11 protein-coding genes are annotated in these 17,745 nt (G+C 70.6%); all 11 read right to left on the bottom strand.

All coding sequences use genetic code 11. From position 1 onward, the window contains the following. Window positions 1–9: 9 nt before the first annotated feature. Window positions 10–387 carry a helix-turn-helix domain-containing protein gene (locus ACQP1N_RS02830; RefSeq protein ID WP_433228911.1) on the bottom strand — a complete coding sequence of 126 codons (378 nt, stop codon included), beginning with the start codon at window positions 385–387 and terminating at the stop codon, window positions 10–12. A 160-nt stretch (window positions 388–547) separates the two neighbouring features. Further along, window positions 548–1,834 (bottom strand): TIGR02679 family protein, encoded by a 1,287-nt coding sequence (locus ACQP1N_RS02835; protein WP_433228913.1) that lies wholly within the window; start codon window positions 1,832–1,834, stop codon window positions 548–550. Between the two features lie 8 nt (window positions 1,835–1,842). Further along, window positions 1,843–5,970, bottom strand: coding sequence for a TIGR02680 family protein (locus ACQP1N_RS02840; protein WP_433228915.1), 4,128 nt, complete (start codon window positions 5,968–5,970; stop codon window positions 1,843–1,845). Continuing rightward, on the bottom strand, window positions 5,967–7,184 hold the full coding sequence (locus ACQP1N_RS02845; RefSeq protein WP_433228916.1) for a TIGR02678 family protein: 1,218 nt from the start codon (window positions 7,182–7,184) through the stop codon (window positions 5,967–5,969). The genes ACQP1N_RS02840 and ACQP1N_RS02845 overlap by 4 nt, the downstream gene beginning before the upstream one ends. Further along, window positions 7,181–8,746, bottom strand: coding sequence for a TIGR02677 family protein (locus tag ACQP1N_RS02850; RefSeq protein ID WP_433228918.1), 1,566 nt, complete (start codon window positions 8,744–8,746; stop codon window positions 7,181–7,183). The genes ACQP1N_RS02845 and ACQP1N_RS02850 overlap by 4 nt, the downstream gene beginning before the upstream one ends. Before the next feature lie 301 nt (window positions 8,747–9,047). Then, window positions 9,048–9,347 carry a helix-turn-helix domain-containing protein gene (locus tag ACQP1N_RS02855; RefSeq protein WP_433228920.1) on the bottom strand — a complete coding sequence of 100 codons (300 nt, stop codon included), beginning with the start codon at window positions 9,345–9,347 and terminating at the stop codon, window positions 9,048–9,050. Next, the gene (locus tag ACQP1N_RS02860; protein WP_433228922.1) at window positions 9,347–9,715 is read right to left on the bottom strand and encodes a type II toxin-antitoxin system RelE/ParE family toxin; all 369 of its coding nucleotides are present in this window, start codon (window positions 9,713–9,715) and stop codon (window positions 9,347–9,349) included. Before ACQP1N_RS02860 ends, ACQP1N_RS02855 begins: the two co-directional genes overlap by 1 nt. 478 nt (window positions 9,716–10,193) lie before the next feature. Beyond that, window positions 10,194–12,155 carry a hypothetical protein gene (locus ACQP1N_RS02865; protein ID WP_433228923.1) on the bottom strand — a complete coding sequence of 654 codons (1,962 nt, stop codon included), beginning with the start codon at window positions 12,153–12,155 and terminating at the stop codon, window positions 10,194–10,196. Continuing rightward, entirely contained in the window at window positions 12,152–13,309 is a 1,158-nt protein-coding gene (locus ACQP1N_RS02870) for a 5'-methylthioadenosine/S-adenosylhomocysteine nucleosidase (RefSeq protein ID WP_433228924.1), read from the bottom strand. Before ACQP1N_RS02870 ends, ACQP1N_RS02865 begins: the two co-directional genes overlap by 4 nt. Then, a complete protein-coding gene (locus ACQP1N_RS02875; RefSeq protein ID WP_433228926.1) occupies window positions 13,306–14,040 on the bottom strand; it encodes an NUDIX hydrolase in 735 nt (244 codons plus the stop codon). Before ACQP1N_RS02875 ends, ACQP1N_RS02870 begins: the two co-directional genes overlap by 4 nt. Before the next feature lie 231 nt (window positions 14,041–14,271). Further along, on the bottom strand, window positions 14,272–17,265 hold the full coding sequence (locus ACQP1N_RS02880; protein ID WP_433228927.1) for an AAA domain-containing protein: 2,994 nt from the start codon (window positions 17,263–17,265) through the stop codon (window positions 14,272–14,274). Window positions 17,266–17,745: the final 480 nt, after the last annotated feature.

Here is a 17,745-nt window from a genome sequence, read left to right on the forward strand (position 1 = left end):
TACTCCTGGTTAGTCCTCCATGATGCGGTCGTAGGTGCGGCGGGCTCGGGTGCTGGCGGCGCTGCGGCCGTAGCGGCGGAGCATCTGGGGTGATGACCAGCCGTTGAGCTCCATGAGGTCGCCTGTGGTGTGCATGGCCTTGGCGATCCGGTCCAGCATCGCCAGGGTCGGCACACCTCCGCCGCCCTCGATACGCGACAGCGCAGGCTGTGTGATATCCGCGAGCTCGGCCACTTCTGCTTGGGTGAGTCCCAGTTCCCTGCGGCGCTCGCGGACCATGTTGCCGAGCCGAAGGTCAAGGCCGGTCAGGTCGTACTCGGGGTGGCTGGCCGCTCCCTCACGCAGCCGCCGCTCACGGTCGAGCTTCCACTTGGTGTGCCCGGCCATCACTCGCTCCTCTCGTAGGCATGGTCTGCCGGTCCTATGTGGGACGTCTCGCAGACCCGTCGTGCGTTCACCGCTCGCTCCACGTCACGTGGTTGCGCGTCGTTCTACTGCGCTGCGCGACACGGCGGCTACTCGCTGCAGGCTGTGTTACGCATGTGGCTCAGAGTGCCGAGATGTTCGTGGCAGGCCCACCACCTGGGGTCGTCTCTCCTCCTGGCGCCGCTTCCGAGAGATCGGTGAGCAGCAGGGGGATCAACCGCTCCTCCATGACAGCGCGGCCCGTCCGGCGCATCCGTGTGGCCAGGACGGGTTCCCAGGGGCTGGACGCGGGGGAGCCGCGCAGGGGTTCGGAGTCTCCGGCGGCCAGAGCCGTTTCGTAGTCGACGGTGGACATTCGCCAGGGCTCGGCGCCGTAGCGGTCGATTGCGGAGGCGGTGGTGCGCAGGCCGGTCCAGTCGAAGTCGCCGCGCCAGCGGATCCGCGTCCCGGTCCCGGCGATGGACGTCAGTAGCCGGTGGCAGGCAGCTGAGGCAATCCCCTCTGTGCAGATCAGCGGCATGGCGATCGGAGCGGAGACGGCGGCGCGCAGCACCGACGGGTTCTCGCAGACGTGCACGACCGTTGCGGACCGCTCGATCGGCATGGTGACGAGTTGGTGCAGAGTGATCCGGAAGGGTGTGCGCCGGGCGGCTGCCTGGGTCAGCCAGTCGGCCAAGGGACCTTCGCCGTCCGCGGCGAGGCCGAGGACCAGGACTTGGCTGGAGAGGTCGTCGATGATGACGCCGGCGGATTCCCAGAGGGCTCGCTCGGCTTCCGCGTCGCGCGGCTGATCGGCCTGCGCGCGGTGGACGAGGGCCCGCAGGACCAGTCCGGCGAGTGGGGTGCCGGACAGCGCCTTGGTGTCTCCGGTGGCGCGTTCGGCGATGACTGGCAGCGGGCTGCCGGGAGCGGGCAGCAGATCCAGGACGGAGACGGCCGCGCCCAGAAGCGCGGTGTCGCCTCGGTGGATCAGCCGGGTGAGCGTCCCCTCGGTGGTCAGTGCCTCAGCCCACGCCCGGTACCAGGCTGTTCCAGCGTGCCGTCCCGTGGCCAGTGTCCGTTCCGCCGCGTCCCGGGCCGTCTGCTCGGCGGCCGCCGCCACGGTCCTCGGGGTGATCGGCCCCACCAGGGCCTGCACGGCGGAGCGCAGGTCGGGTGCGATCGCGGCTTCGGCCAGCGTCGCTGCGACCTTGTCCAGGGGGACGGTGACCGAGCCGCCTCGCACTCCGGCCCGGCCGGAGCCCAGCAGGGCGCGGATGGCGCGCAGTTCGGCGTCGGACGGCCGCGACAGGATCAGCCGTCCGGTCAGCGGACGCCCCAGCTCGATCCTGCGCGCCAGCGCCGCGACCAGCCGGGCCAACTCCGGATCGCCGAGCGTCCGGCGCAGCCTGGGGAGGTCGATGGCCACTGGCACCGTCAGAGCAGCCCTTCGGTATCCGGACCGGGCTCGGGTGCGCGCGGCGACGGCGGCCGGATCGCGGCGCGGCGTTCGACGCGGACCGGTTCGCGCCCGTCCCATTCCCAGGTGGTGACGTGCACGGCGTCCACACCGTCGCGGCGGACCAGGTGGTGCGCGGCCAGTCCGGGGACGGTCGCGTAGAAGCCCCACTCTCGTTCAGAGGTCATTACCACGTCCAGATCGAAGGTGGTGAGCAGACCGAGGCACTTGGCGCGGGCGTCGTCGTCCACCCCGGCGAACGCCTCGTCCAGAGCCACCATGCGCGGCGCGTGCGGGTGGGCGGAGCGGTAGTGCGCCGACGCGGCGGCGAACAGCGGCAGCGACACCGTCAGCACGCGCTCACCGCCGGAGGCCGGTCCGACCGCGCTGCGCCATCGGCCGTCCTGGTACCGCTCGATGACGAAGCGGTGCCAGGAGCGGTAGTCCAGTGCCCGGCGCAGGTGCTCCTGCCAGGTGCCGTGCTCGTCCTCGGCACGGACCCGCTCGATCTCGCGCTGCAGGAAGTCGCCGACGGCCCCGCGGTCGGCGGGCGACCACAGGTCGGCGTTCTGCCGGAGCAGCCGGGTGCGGGCCTCGGCGAGCCCGGCGGGACCGTCCGGGCTCGGCTCCCAGCGCAGCCGCAACCGCATGCCGGTGGAGGTGGGGCGCTCCTCCAGCTCGGCGTTCATGGACCCGACCTGCGCCTCCGCCTCCGTGATGAGTTCCTGGAGATGGCTGGCGACGTCGTTGATCAGGTGTTCTTCGAGCAGGTCGCGTTCCTTGGCGGTCAGCATCCGCTCGCGGTAGTCGATCTCGCCGTCCAGCAGCTCGGTCAGCTCGCCCGGGGCACGCTCGCGGCCCTGGAACTGGATGGTGACCACGAACCAGTCGTCCAGGCCCGCCACTGCGTGGTGCCCGTGCCGCGACAGCGCCTCCGACAGGTCGGAGTAGTGGCGGGTGATCTCGTCCTGGACGCGGCGCCACGTCTCGTCCCCGTCGTCGACGTCGCGCAGGCGTTCCTCGGCGCGGCGGGCGAGCCGGACCGCGGGGTCGGCGGCCCAGGCGTCGCCGGTGCCGGGGATCTCCACGTCGCAGGCGAGCGCGAGCAGGCCGGTCGCGGCGAAGCGCCGCAGCTCGGTGACGGCGTCGTCCCGGCGGCCTCCGGTTCCGGTGAGCTGCTCGGTGAGCTGCTCCTCGCGTCCCTGTGCCCTGGCGTGCGCCTGCCCCGCCCGGCGTTGCTCGCCGTCCAGCCAGCGAAGTTCGTCGTCGAGCTCGGCGATGCGCCTCCTGGCGCCCTGGAGCCTTCGGCGCAGTTCCTCGACGGACGCGCCGATCGACTCGCGCAGGGCCTCCAGCCGGCCGCGCTCCTGCGCCGCGCGGACCTCGGCCGCGCGCGCCTGGCCGCCGGCCTCCTCGGCCTCCTCGGTCGCGGCTGCGAGTTCCTCGGTCCAGGTCGCCAGCTCGCCGAGGCGGTCCGCGTGCCGGCGCGCGGCCGCGAGGAGCACCGCCGCGGCTCGCCGGTAGTCCTCCAGCGCCGCCCCGGCCGCGGCGAGGCCGTCCGGGTCGGCCGGCAGGCCGACGTCGGCCGCGGCCTGGTCGCGTTCGGCGGCGGCGGCTTCGTGGTCGCGTCGGGCCCAGTCTGCGTCGTCGGTGGCCTTCTCCACCCGGGCCCGCGCCTTCTCCAACTGGCGGGCAGCGCCGGTGACGGCGCTGTGCGCGTCGCGTAGCGGCTGGTCGGACGGTTCGCGGCGCAGCTCGGCGGCGAGCACGCCCCGGCGGCGTTCCACGGATTCGACGGCCGCGCGGCCCCTGGCGACGGAGTGCTGGGCGGCTTCGATGAGCTCGGCGAGTTCCGCCAGACGGCGGCGCCGCGCCTCCTCGCGGGCGCCCGCTCCGACATACCCCGCGGCCTCCTTGGCCCAGGCTCCGCGCAGCGGGCCGACGCCCCAGTGGCCCGCGGTGTCCACCCAGCCGGGGGCGTCCTGCTCGCCCAGCCCGATGCCCGCCAGTACGGCCGACACGGTGTCCGGTGCGAGTGCCGCGGCCTGGACGTCATCGGGGTCGATCGCGACGGTGAGAGCCGCGGTGAGCGGCCGGCCGGCGGTGCTCCCCGGCTGGACGACCACGTCGTGGGTGTCGCGGTCCAGAAGTGCACCCTGAGGGGTGATCCAGGCGTCCAGCAGGCCGGACGCCTCCAGTGCGGCCTCCAGGCCCGCGCGGTCGCCGGGGTCCAGGTCGGCGGCGAAATCCACGACCTGCCAGAGGGCCGCCCCGGGACCGGTGCGGATGTCCGCGCCGCGCGTGTGCGGGACGGCCGGACGGTCGATGACGCCCGCTTCCAGACGTTCCCGCTCGGTGGTCAGTTCGCGCAGGTCGGCTTCGGCGGTCCGCAGGGCGGTGCCCGCGGCCGCGCGCTCGGTGGCCAGGGCCTGATGGGCCTCCTCGGTCGCGGCACGGACCGCTGCCAGCAGCGGATGCCGGCCCTCCAGGGTCTCCGCCCAGCCTTCCAGGTCGACGTCGGCCGGGTCGGGGACGTTCAGCTCGGTGAGCGAGCGCCCGTAGTCGCGCCACTGCCCGATGTGCCGCCCCGTTTCCTCTGCCAGCGCGTCCTGCGCTTCGCCGAGAGCATCGGCGGCGACGTCCCTGTCGGACTCGCGCTCCCCGAGGACGCGCCGCGCCTGAGCCAGCTCGGCTTCGGCGCGCGCCGCCTTTCCTGCCAGCCGCGTCACATGCGCGACGGCCTCGGCGCGGCTCTCGGCGATGCGTGCCATCTCCAGCTCCGCCCCGATCAGCGTCGCCTCCGCGGGCGGGTCGAAGGCGATGCCGGCGTGCGACCCGGAGATCCCGGCCAGGTCCGCGGCGGCGTCGAGGGGGAGGCGCGCCTCGGCCAGGGTTGCGGCGCTCTGCCCGACCTCCTCCGTGGCCCTGTCGTGCCGGGCCTTCCGCTCCGACCGGGTCCTTTCGGCCCGCTCGGCGGTCTGCCGGGCCCTTGCCGCGTCCTGCTCGGCCTGCTCGGCGTACCGCTGGGCGTCCGCGAAGTTCTTCAGCCGCGGGTCGGACCCGAGTTCCTCACGGACCGCCGTCTGCTCGGCATGCTCGACGCGGGCCGCCTCCAGGAGCCCGGACGCCTCCGCCTCCTCCCGGCCGGCGCGCTCGATCTCCTCGCGCACTCCGGCGAGGGAACGCTGCGCGGCCTCGTACGCGCTGTGGGCCGTGCGCAGTTCGCGGGCCTGCCGCCGCGCGGCGACCGAGGCGTAGCGGCGGTACCGGTCGACGAAGCGGGCCACGTGGCGGCGAGTGTCGCGCAGGCCGGTCAGTTCCGCGCGCTGCTGCTCCAGGTCGTGGAACGCGGTCGCGATGTCGCTCAGCACCGCCTGGTCGAGCGGCGTGAGGGCGTCCGAAAGGGCCGCCGAGAGGCGCTTCTCGTCGGGGCGTTTGGACAGCTGCGGCTGCCGGAGCTGGATGAGCAGATTGATCAGCGCGTCGTAGCGCTCCTCGCCCAGGTGGAACAGGTGCTCGTCCAGCATCCGCCGGTAGCGCTCGGCGCGCTGGGTCACCTGGCCGTGCAGCCCGATCGCCTCGGTGAGCCGGTCCCGGGTGAGCGCCGCGCCGCCGGATCCGATGAGGAACAGGTCATGTCCGACCCGCTGCGAGGTCACGAAGAACCAGCGGTCGGCGATGCCGCGCCCCACGACCGCCTTCAGCCCCACGCCGACGGTGAGGTAGGCGCGTTCCCCGTCCTCGGTGACCCGGCCGAACTCCAGCCACGTGTACCCCAGCCGTTCGTCGTAGCGGCCACCGAGCAGCAGGTTCCACTCCATCCGCTTGCCCCGGTCGCCGTCGGGCTCGACCCGGCTGGGCGTCAGGTCGCCGTCCAGCAGGAACGGGAGCGTCAGCGCCAGCACCTTGGACTTGCCGGTGCCGTTGTTGCCGCGGAACAGCACCCGGCCGTCACGGAACCAGAATTCCTGATGGTCGTAGTAGAACAGGTCGACCAGGCCCGTGCGCAGAGGCTGCCATCGCGCGGCGCGCGCCACCGGCAGGTCCGCCGATGCGTCCGGAGCCGGGGACGAGCCGTCCGCGTCAAGACCGGCGCTGGCCGTCATGGTTTTTCCCTCTTCCCGACGATGGTGGGTTCGAGATATCCGAAGCGGGCCAGTGCCGGCAACGGCACGACCTCCTCGGCGGACAGCCGTACCAGCCCGAGAGCGGACAGCCGGTGCAGCGCGTGGGCGGTCAGCGCCCGTTCGGCGCCGGGATCGCGGACGTTCTTTCGCCAGTGGGCCTTGTGCTCACCGATGAGCTCGACCATGCGCCGTTCCGCCGTCTCGAACGTCACGGTCCGCGCACCGGTCCGGAGCCGATCGGAGAGGAACTCGGCCAGCAGCAGCGTCGCGTGCCCCTCGGTTCCCTCCTCCGGCATCCCGAAGTCGGTCGCCTCGCGGGTCGGGTCGATCAGCGCGATGCCCTCGGCCCGGACCTCCGCCAGGAACCCGGTCGCCTCCGTCAGCCGCTTCAGCAGCGGCCCGCGCTGCGTGTCGAGATAGGCGCGCTGCTCGGGGGACAGGTCGGCGTAGTACAGCACCGGGTCGTCCAGCAGCCGCCGGGCGAGGGTGTGGCGGATCATCCGGTTGCGGCCGTCGTCGGTGTCGGGCAGCAGGTCCCCGGTGATCGCGGTGAGCCTCTCATCATGCCCGCGGGACTCCACCAGTGACGGGCCGCGCCGCGTTACCGGCAGCACCGCCAGCACGCGGCGGTCCACGTCGTACAGGGCGTCGCCGCTCCGGTTGACGAAGGCCTGTTCGTCGCCTGCCACCTTCACCAGTGCGCCCAGCGAGAGCAGCAGTTGTGCGACCGCGACAAGGTCGCCCCGCTCGTCCCGGTCCTCCATGGTGAACACGATGCCGGCGCGGGCGATCTCTTCGTCGGCGGCCAGCACGACGACCCGGTCCACCAGCCAGCCGAGCGTGACCTGGGCTTCCGCACGCTCCAGCGCGGCCAGCGCCAGGCACGCCAGCACGTAGCGGCGCCGGCTGAACGGCTCCCGGGCGCGCGCACCGCCGTCGCGGACCCGGGCGGCGCGGCTCCCGTCGGCCAGGTCACCGGGCACCTTGCGGAGCCGGGCGACACCGGGGTCGGTGTGCAGCGACCAGCCCGCCTCCCGCGCGAACCACTGGGCCAGGTACCCGGCGTGCCGGCGGACGAGGGCGTACTCGGCGTCGCGCGGTGTGAGCAGCGGGGTGCGCAGCAGGACCCGGACGGCGCGGCGCCGCTCCTCGTCCCGCTGGGCGTCCAGGACGTCGGTCAACGCACCCGTCACGAGCGGACCACCATCGGCTCGGGGCCGGTCATGAGGTCGACGATGGTGATCTCGTGGTCGGGGCCGCGCAGCACGCCGTCCTCGGTCTCGATCCGGGCCGGGCCGTCCACCGGCTTCAGGATCACCGCGAGCGCGCCGTCGGAGGTACGCGTGCGGATCACCCCGTCAGGGCCGGGCGGGCCGGCCGCCAGCGCGTCGCCCAGCAGCCGCAGGAACAGGGCGAACTCCTGGCGGTCCAGGGCGCCGATCTCGCTCAGCCGGGCCGTCCGTCCGGTCGCCAGCCGGCGGCGTGCCGCCTCGGTCTGCTCCCGCTCGGCGGCCACCTCCCGGGCCAGCGACTCGCGCTCGGCGGTACGGTCCCGAACCTTCTTCGGCGCGCCGCGCTTGGCGTAGTGACCGGCGGCCCGCAGCCGTGCCGACACCTCGACACGGGGAGCCTCCAGCCAGCTCGTGGCGGCGGGCACTTCGGCGATCACGGCCCCCGGTTCCGCGGTGAGGTGGCGCGCCGTCGACAGCCCGAACGCCGCCCGCCACAGCCGGTGCGCGTCCTGCTCCGTGGGCGACTGCGCGAACCACCGGGCCAGCGCCCGGAAGTCGGAGGACCGGTCACTGCGCCCGGCCCGGCGCTCCTGCAGCACACTGATCGTGGCGAGCAGATCCGGGATCGCCTTGCGCGCCCGGGTGCGCAGCAGATCGGCCTGGCAGGGGTGCCCGCGCCCGCCCACGAACCACGACCACAGCCCCGACCAGCGATTCTCCCAGGCGGCCAGCTTCTCCATGGCGGTGGCGCTCATGGCAGTGGGCGGCCTCTCCGCTTCCGCCGGCCGCGCCGTTCCGTCCGGCACAGCATCGGTGGCCTCGCGCCCCGCGGCCGCCGCGAGCAGGCCCGCCACACGCTCGGGCGGCAGCGCCCGCAGCGTCGCGGCGATGTCGTGGTGCTTGACGACCAGCTCGGACACGAACCTTTCGAGATAGGCGATGAGCCGGTCCTTGTAGGCCAGGAACGCCTCCTCGTCGACGTCCTGGAGTTCGATGGTGCGCTGCAGCCCGCTCATGAACGCGCTCGCGTTGGCGGCGAGGCTGTCCAGCCGGCTCATCAGCTCCAGGAGCAGGTTGTGGGCGACGGCGGGGTCGAAACGCACGGGCAGATCGCGCAACGCCCGCAACCGCACACGGATGTCCTCCAGCGCGACGGCCTGGAGCTCTCCGCGGCGGCCGATCTCCTGCTCGTACACCTCCAGCGCCCGCTCCGCGGCCTCGCCTTCCCGGCTGAGCTGGTAGAGGTGCCGGGCCCGGTAGAAGTCCTCGACGGTGGTGACCCGGCTGGTGTCGGGATCGGCGCGCAGGTTCCCCCACTCGGCCAGGCTGCCCAGCGCCTTGTCGACCATCTCCTGCGAGAGCCCGGAACCATCGTCGTGGCGAAGCGCCTCGGCCACGTCCTCGGGCCTCAGATGGACGACGAACCGCCGCTTGTTCTCCACGAAGACGCCCATGACCCGCCGGTAGGTGCCTGCCAGCGGCGTGTCGAGGTGCGCGAACGGTCTCGCGGTCTGCGGCTCCATCAAATCCCTCGGTCGGCCGCGGTCTCTCCCCTGGCCCGGCCGCGCCGTCGTCGTCACCGGATCGGCGGGAGCCGGGTGCTGTTTCGTGGACGGATATCACTTTAGCCACGGACCACGAGTCGTTCCGACCAACGGAAGACAACGGCACGGACCGATGGAGGCCATCGTGAAGAGCGGCGGAAAACCGCGCCATATGACGGCACGCGACCCGCGTTGGTGACTGGGGTTGGCCGCCGCTGTTGCTGTCAGCCGGCCTGGCCCTGCGACATTGGGACGGCTCGGAGCAGCCGGGGGTGTTGGGTCAGGCTGCTGCGTGCTCTCCAACGGTGATGGTGAATGTGGTGTGCATGGCCTTGGCGATCCGGTCCAGCATCGCCAGGGTCGGGAGGCCTCCGCCGCCCTCGATGCGCGACAGCGCAGGCTGTGTGATACCCGCGAGCTCGGCCACTTTTGCTTGGGTGAGTCCCAGTTCCCTGCGGCGCTCGCGGACCATGTCGCCGAGCCGAAGGTCAAGGCCGGCCAGGTCGTACTCGGGGTGGCTGGCCGCTCCCTCACGCAGCCGCCGCTCACGGTCGAGCTTCCACTTGGTGTGCCCGGCCATCACTCGCTCCTCTCGTAGGCATGGTCTGCCGGTCCTGTGTGGGACGTCTCGCAGACCCGTCGCGCGTTCACCGCTCGCTCCACGTCACGTGGTTGTGCGTCGTTGCGGACCTTCTGGAACACCGTCAGTAACACGATCAAGCGGCCAGGCCCGGTCGGTTGCCAGTACGTGATTCTCCAGGCGGTGTCCTCCAGGTGGAAGCGTAGTTCGCGGACGCCGTCGCGCAGTGCTTTGGTGTGGTCGCCATCGAGCATGTCACCTCGGTCGACCAGGTAGTCGTCCACGTTGCGCATGACGCGCTGATACTGAGCGAACGTTAAGGTGTCCAGCCACGTGACGACCTCAGGCTCCATCTCGATCTCGAACATACTGTTGATGATATATACCATCGACGGTAAGTCTCGAAACCGAGTCTGTCCAGCCCTTGGATCCTTGGGGCACTGGCAGGGGGTAACTAGATCCTGTGAGTCCCGACCGTCCGCCACGGTGCATCGTTCGTTGCTGTCAAAACAAAGACCCCGGGCGGTGTGGCTTCGGAGTGTTTGCGCTGCTGAGAGGTGTGGGCAGGGGCGGGGTCGAACCGCCGACCTTCCGCTTTCAGGTCACAACGTCCGGGCGCTGTACTGACCTGCGAAAACCCAGGTCGCACACCGCCGGACTCCGATGTGATCCAAGCGTCCAGGTGCTCACGGGGTACGGCGCTTGCTTCGGTCCTCGGCCGGAGTCAGCGGCACGCAGAGCTGTGATCACCAGTGCGACGTGGGCTCGCCGGAGCAACTGTATTGGTGCTGCTGTGTATGCTGATGCCTCCCGTGGCCTACGCGCTGTTCACGTGCCAGCGCGGTCTCAGTGATCTGCCCTTCGCCGGCGTTCCTGTTCGATCCACAGCTTGCCCTCCGCTGCGATCCCCTCCATGACATGCAGCGTGTGGCTTAGGCCGGCTGCGTCCAGCGTCGTCTCCGACACTGTGGCGAGGGTTTCGTCTACCTGGAGTTCTTCCATCGCTGTAGCCAACATCTCGGCCTTGACCAGTTCTCCGTTGACGAGGGCCAGCTCGAAACTGTGGTTGCCGTCGTCGGCTTGGCGTACCCGGACGGCTGCCACGGCCTCGTAGCGGTAGTTGGTGCGGGCTCGGTTGTGGAAAGTACCCCGCTCGAAGTCGAGCTCAGCGGTGAGCTGGCGTACCCCGTCCTTGGTGAGGAGGAAGAGGAGCAGGCGGTAGCGCGTGTAGCGCGGGGGACCCTTGGGGACTCGTGCGCGCCTGGTGGGTGATCCCGGTGCCTCGATGAAGGCGTGTGTGATCACGTCGCTCATGGTGAGGCCGTAATGGCGCAGGGCTTCACTCAGCAGCACCTTCCGGTCGCGGTCCAGCCAGATCGCCATCTCCGGGTCGGTCGGCTTGTCGGCGAGCTTGCGCTTCCAGCGTGCAAAGGCCGCCCAGCAGCCCTCCTGGATTCGGCTCTGCTCGGCGTCGTCCGCCGCGTACCGCCGGGTCTCCGCGGCGATCCGCATCCGGGCGCGGACGGCGACCACCCCGGCCACGAGCGCCAGGAGCGCGGACACCGCCGCACTCACGGGCGCCGTCCGCGCCGCGCCCGCCACCGCCCAGATCATCCCGGAGGCGAGCGCGGTAAGGCCGAGAACGGTCGCCGCCTTCGTGCTCAGCGGGACGGCGAGTTCCTGCCGGTAGTCCCACAGCGTGCCGTTCTCCCACTGCCGGCGGACCTCGCTCACCCGGTACCGGATCAGCCAGGCGATCTGCTCGACGCTGGTGCGCTGCTCCCGGTAGACCTCGACCATCTCGTCCCGGAGGCTCTTTCGGATGCCCGCCGTACCCATCAGCCAGGTCGGACGGCTCGCGTTGCGCGGCACGTACCTGGCGAAGTAGTGGTCGAAGCGCTGGTCCACCTTGCCGGCGAAGCCGGAGGGTTTCGCACGGGACGGGAATTCCCGCGGCGGCCTGAACTCCCTGTCCTTCGCGTGAAGCCTTTCGGTGAGGTAATGCCATTGGGTGCCCGCGTGGACGGCCCAAAATCCTCCGCCGATGCCCAGCGCGTACACGAGCAGCGTGAGCAGCTGGAGATCCCGGAGGAGCAGGTAGCCCAGGTTGAGCGCCGCAACGCCCGAGACGACCGCGCCGCAGACGGCCCGGCCCCGCGTACCGGCCGGGATCACCGGCGGCCGGACTGGAGGGAACCGGGGGGCGACGGGGCTGGGGTGGAAGTACTTCCAGACGCGTTCGCTGCGGTTGTCCGCCATCTGCTCTTTCCGCGCCTCGTCCAGGGCGCGGTTCCAGATTTCGTTCTTCAACGGCCCTTCGAGGAACAGTTCGAGGTGCCGGAGAATCATGCCGCGCTGAGGTTCGGCGAGATTGTCGAAGTCCTTTAGCAGCGGTCGGAGGTCGGTGCCGGGTCGCGCGGCGGCGTCCAGGAGCCGCAGGACGGTCCTCGCTCCGTCCGCCCAGGCGTCCCCGCCGCTCAGGCGGCAGAAGGACGGCGCCTGCCGCAGCGCTGCGGCGTCCGCGGCCGGCATCTCGTTCCACGCCCTCCCGCTGACGAGGGCGAGTTGCCAGTGGAAGCACACCCTGTTGCCAGTGAGACCGGCCATCACGGCCTCGCCGATGACTTCCCGGGCTTTGCTCGGTTGGCCGCCATCGAGCAGCCTTGTACCGATCTCGAACCTCTCCTTGGGGGAGGCGGCCGGCGGAGCCGAATAGATCGTGACGTCGCCATGGACGACTCCCGCCTGCATTCCGACCTGGGAGCTGTCCTCGGCGTAGTTGGTCGTGGTCGCCTCCGGCCCGGTCATGACAGGTTCCGGACGACGCCGAGTACGCTCGCCACCTCGGCCGCCAGGGCGGCGACGTCCGCGACGAGCCCGCGCACCTTCTTCAGCGCGAGCGTCACCGCGCCCATGTTCCGGGGGGTCGCGTGCAGGGCTTCGCGGGCGTCGTCGAGTTCGGCGCGCGCCGCGCGGTGCGTATCATCGTCGATGACTCCCGCGTCTCGCGCCTGCTCAAGCCGTGCGATCAGGTCCGCGAGCGCCGCGGACGGGTCCGCTTGCGCGGCCTTGTCGGTTGATAGTTGGACGCCGCCGTGCACATGGCCGGCCTGGACGCCCACCCTCGCGTTGTCCTTGGCGATGTTGCGGACCGTGTCATCCATCTGTCGGCTCCCCGTCGTTCCGGTCGTCTCGGGCCGTCGGTGGTCTGCTTCGTCCGTCGTGAGGCTCTCCGCCAGGGCGGCGGTGAAGGCAGCGGCGTTGGCCACCGCCCTCGGCTGCCAGCGCTCGCGGTCGGTGGCCTCCTTGGTGCCGTCGCCCAGGTCGCTGACGCCCCGGATCACGACCACCGGGAGTGACCTGTTCAGGTGCGCGGCCTGCGCGACTCCGGCTCCCTCCATCTCGACCGCGAGCGCGTCGTTGTAGTGCCGCCGAATCCAGTCGGCGTGCCCCGAGATGCGGGAGTTGAGCACCACTTCGCCGGCGGCGATGGGCCCGAAGTGCACCTTGGGCCGGCGGTGCTTCGCGCGCCCGCTCGCCGTCCAGGCGCGCTCGCGGGCGACGTGCCGGGCGATCTGGTCGGCGCCGTGGGAGACCTCCCAGACACGGGGGCGGCTCTTGAGACCGTCGTCCTCGCTGGTCCCGCCGTGGAAGGCGTAGATATGGGTCGCCACGACGACGTCGCCGAGAGCGATGTGGGAGTGCAGAGCGCCTGCTACCCCCACGAACAGCAGGGCGGCGGGAGAGAACTCATGGATGGCGCGTTCGGCCAGGACCGCGGCGGACTGGTTGCCCTTGCCGACGAGCCCGAGCGCGATTCGGCAGCGGCCCCCCTCAAGCCGGCCGACTTCGAAACGGGTGCCCTGCGCATGCCGGTGCAGCCGCGGGTTGCGCAGCTTCTCTCGGACGGCGTCGTACTCGACGTCCAGTGCCGTGAGCACGACGATCGTGCTGCCACTCATCCTTCTGGACCCTTCGTGTCGGGAGGTTCGGTCGGCCGGACCATGGGCGGATAGAGGTCCTTGCGCGGGCCGGCCTTGAACAGCCGCGCCGGGCGTCCGGTCGTGACCTTGCGATCGTTGTCCGCCGCGATGATGAAGCCGCTGGACTTCTGGACCTTGCGATAGAAATTGCGGGGTTCGAGCGGCATCCCCCAGACCGCCTCGTAGACCCGCTGAAGGTCGGTGATCGTGAACGTCGGCCCGCAGAACGCCGTCGCCAAGGAGGTTCGCTCGAGCTTGGTTCGGGCGCGCTCGACGCCGTCCGCGACGATCTCCCGGTGGTCGAAGGCCAGCTCCAGCTCTCCGCAGAGCACCTGATCCGTGCGCTGCCAGCGGGCGCCCGCCGCGTCCGTGCCTGCGGTCGGCTCCGGAAGTTCAGGGGCGATCGCCAGGTAGGCGACGGACACCACTCGCCCGCGTGGATCACGTCCTGGGGTGCCGTAGAAGTCCAGATGCTCCAGATGCAGCGTTTCCACGTCCATGGCGGCCTCCTCCGCAAGTTCACGATGAGCAGCGGCGGTGAGGTCCTCCTCCGCATGATTCAGGAAGCCCCCCGGCAACGCCCAGGTGCCCTTGTACGGCTCGACGCCACGTTCCACGAGCAGGACGTGCAGGCGTGAAGTGCGCAGAGTCAAGATCACCAAGTCGACCGCGAGCATCACGGGCGGCGGTGTCCAGCGGTCGTCGGTCATGCGGTGAGGGTATCTTTTTGTCAGATAGACAAAAAGGGTCTTCGGGCTGACGCACCGGCTACTGCTCTATGGCCGATCAGCAAGACTCGTTGGGAGCGGTGTGGGCTGGACTACCTTGCGGCTCGGTTGTCCACCCGCCGGGTGCGCGACCCGCGTCCAAAGATTCGTTTGCTTCACTGCCCTTGGGACTCGCGGTGATCCCACGAGGCGAGCACCTTGCGGGTGCGCGTGTCACGTGCCGTCGGGAAGCCAGCGGCTCAGGCGGGCCCTCGGGACGTTCGCCGCGACGTGCCAGAGCTGGTGCCTGGGGTCCCACTTCGCCTGTACGAGACGCTTGGCCTCGTCCTTCTCGTCGTATGGCACACGCAGGTAGAGGCGGCCGTCGACCACGTCGCCAGGAGAGATCCCATCTGCGGGTGGTGCCTTCGCGGATCGAGGGGGTGCCGGGCGCCCAGAGCGTGCGGGCCGGTCCATGCGGGCGCGGTCGACGATGCGTCGGACGCGTTCGCAGGACGTCGGGTCGGTGATGCGCATCATCAGGTCAGTCGAGCCGCCGTGGGCAAGAAGGTTCAGGGAGCCGTGCCAGAGGACGGCGTCGTCGACGATCAGGACTTTCTCGTGCATGCGCTCGCGGGCCTCGATCCGGCAGCCGGCCGACCGCAGTGTCGCGACAAGGTCGGCCTCCTTTGTGCCGGGTTCGTGCTGCCGGGTATGGACGGTGACACGCGCGCCTGCGGCGATCCGCGGTTCGAGACGCCGGAGCCAGTACCTCACCGGGTTCGCGGCCAGGAAGGCGCAGTAGATGTCGATACTGCGGCGGGCGCGCGCGATGTCCCATTCGACACCGCGGGAGACCTCGTCGGCCGGGAAGAACGCGGGCCGCGCCAGTTCTTCGGGGCCCAGACCGCTCAGGTCGGCGGCACTGCGCACCGGGACGAGTTCCTCGACCGGGAGCCGCTGTGCGTGCTTCTCGAAGTACCCGAGCATCCGGGCGGCCTCGCTTGCGGGGTCGAGCCCGCGGTGCAGGAACTCGGTGTTGGCGACCAGGACGAGATGGTCCTGCGCGCGGCTCAGCGCGACGTTCAGCAACCGGCAGGGGCCCGAGGACAGCCCGACACCCTCGTAGAAGTAGCCGAGCCGGTCGCCGGCTCCCGCGACGGTATCGATCACCACGAGCGGGCGCTGGCTTCCCTGGAAGCGGTGGACGGTGTCCACCACACCGTCGTAGGTCTCGCCGAAGCGGTGGGTCAAACTCGTGTTGAGCGCCTTCTTCTGGTTCCTGTAAGGGCAGATGACGGCGAGCCGGTCGGCCGGTCCTTCCCCCTCGGCGAGCCCGGTGTGCTTGCGGGCGGGCAGAACTGTGTCGTACTGCAAGCCCCGGATCAGCTCGTGGATCAAGGCTTCATGGACGGCGTTGGTGGTGTGGGCGTTCCTCCTTCCCCGGTCCGGGACCCGGCTGGAGGTGTCGATGAGCACCAGCGGGTCCTCGATCAGGGGTGAGGGCGGCAGTCGCGTCCCCTCCTTCCGGCCGGTCAGCAGCGGCGCGTCCGGATAGGCGACCTCGTTCACCACCGCGCATATTGCCCGGCGCATGCGGTACTGCTCGTTGAGCGCGACCATCCTGGAGTCGCCCACGCGGGCGCCGCCCTGTGGATCGACGAGCCCGGCGGCGTGGAACGCGTCCCGGTCCATCCACATCTGCGAGTGTTCCGTGTCGTGGGCCGGTGCCTTGCGGTTGTTCGAGCCGCGTGTGACGGCGGGCAACTGCCGGAAGTCGCCGGCCAGCACGACCCGCTTGCGGGCCATGCCCGCCGTGCACCAGGCGGACGGCAGGTTCACCATCCCGGCCTCGTCGATGACCACCGCATCGACTTCGTCCAGCAGCCGGCGGCTCTGAACCGCCTTGGACACCGTCGTGCCCAGCACCCGGCAGCGGCTCCGCACCGTGTCCGCGATCTTCTGGCGTTCCTTTTGCAGGTCGTCGAGTCGCTGCTGTAGCAGGCCGGCGTCCTCTCGCAGCCGCGCCACCGGAGCCAGCCCCTGCACCCGGGCCAGGATGCCCGGCAAGGCCGAGTCGATGGCGGTCAGTTCGGCTTCGCAACTCTGATGGTCCGCCCGAGCGACTCCGAACCGCTGCTGGCAGATCTCCCAGGCATAGCGATGGTGATACAGCTCGTTGTTGAGCGCATCCAGCTTCGCCTGCTTGCGTTGGGCGAACAGCCCCGTAGGGATCCCGATCCGGGCCATCTGCTCCTGGACCCACGCGATCTGCCCGGCGGCGGCCTTTACTCCCGCCTCGGCATCGAGGACGGACTGACGGGCGGCCGCCAGCCGTCGCCCGAACTCGTGGCGCTCGGTGGTGGTGCGAGCCGCCTCCTCGTGGCGGGCGATGCCCCCGCGTATCGCGGCGAGTTCCGTCGAGACCCGCGCGATCTCGGCGTCCAGCTCGCCGGCCAGCCTGTCGGCGATGCGGCTCTGATCGATCTGCTCCCCGTACTTCGCGGCGAGTGATGCGACGGCGATGTCCCCGGCGCGCTGCACCAACCCCGACTCGAACTCGGGTTCCCGGGCCAGCAGGTCGCACATCCGCAGCAGCGCCTGGTCGACCGCGACGTGCGTCGGCGCCAGAAAGAGCACACGCAGGCCCTGCCGGTAACAGCCCTCCACGATGCTCGCGACCACTTCGGTCTTCCCGGTGCCCGGCGGTCCCCAGACGAAGGTCAGCTCGCTGCCGAGCGCCTGTTCCACGGCGCGTCGCTGCCGGATGTTCAGCTGGCGGTTCCGATAACCCGGGACGAACCGTTCCGTGTCGGCGCACCGGCCGATCTTCGGCCTGCCCTGACCGACCAGCCATCCCGCGGCAGTGAGGTTCGCCGCCGATGCGCGGGTGCCCACCTGCTCCAGTCGCTCGGTCAGCGCCACGAGGCCCGCGGTGTCGTCCTCGACGAGCTGAGCGTTGGCCGGCGCGGTACCCAGGTCCGCCTCCGTGGTCACCTGAATCTTCCCATCCGGCAACCGTGCCGCTTCGACGCGTTCCCATGAGCCGCGGGATTGAGACATCCGGATCAGCAGGTCCTTGCTGCCGAAGGCTTCTTTCCACCCCTTGCAAGAGAACAGGTACTCCCGTTCGGCGCCGGACTGGCGGACGAGTCGACCGTCGCGCAGGGCCACCTTCTCTGCGTTCGTCATGTCGTCATGCAGGATCGCCGCGATCTCCAACTGCACCGCACGGTGCAAATGGGCTAGGGGGTATGGCCCGGCTTGGTTCTCCGCCATCGATTCCTTCCCGAACACCGTGAGCGTGACGAGCGCGAACCGTGCCTCGCTAGGAGCTGCAGAGAGGGGATGCCCGCCCGATCGCGCCTCGCTGCCGTCGCGGCCCGTGGAACGTCAGCGGGTTGCGCGTGCCATCGCCGCCGAACTCGCGTATGTACATCGCCGGCGATCGATATTGGTCAGACCGATATCTGAGTAAGAGATCAACTGTACCCCGATAGATGAGACTTTGTTCGGTGGTGAACGGCTTGCAGTGTGCCAGAAGTGGGCCCATGCCGGCCGCCTTGAGTTGACCAGGAGTTGACTTGAGTCGAATGGCGGCACCGGCTCGCAGGACGAGAACGATCGCTGAGCACCCGCCGCGCGGTGTGTCCGTCCGGCCGTTCTCGGGGAGTATGCCGCGAGAGGTGGGCCGGTTCTGTGGAAAAG

Origin of the sequence: Actinomadura formosensis (assembly GCF_050948385.1) — a bacterium.
Lineage (GTDB): Bacteria > Actinomycetota > Actinomycetes > Streptosporangiales > Streptosporangiaceae > Spirillospora > Spirillospora formosensis.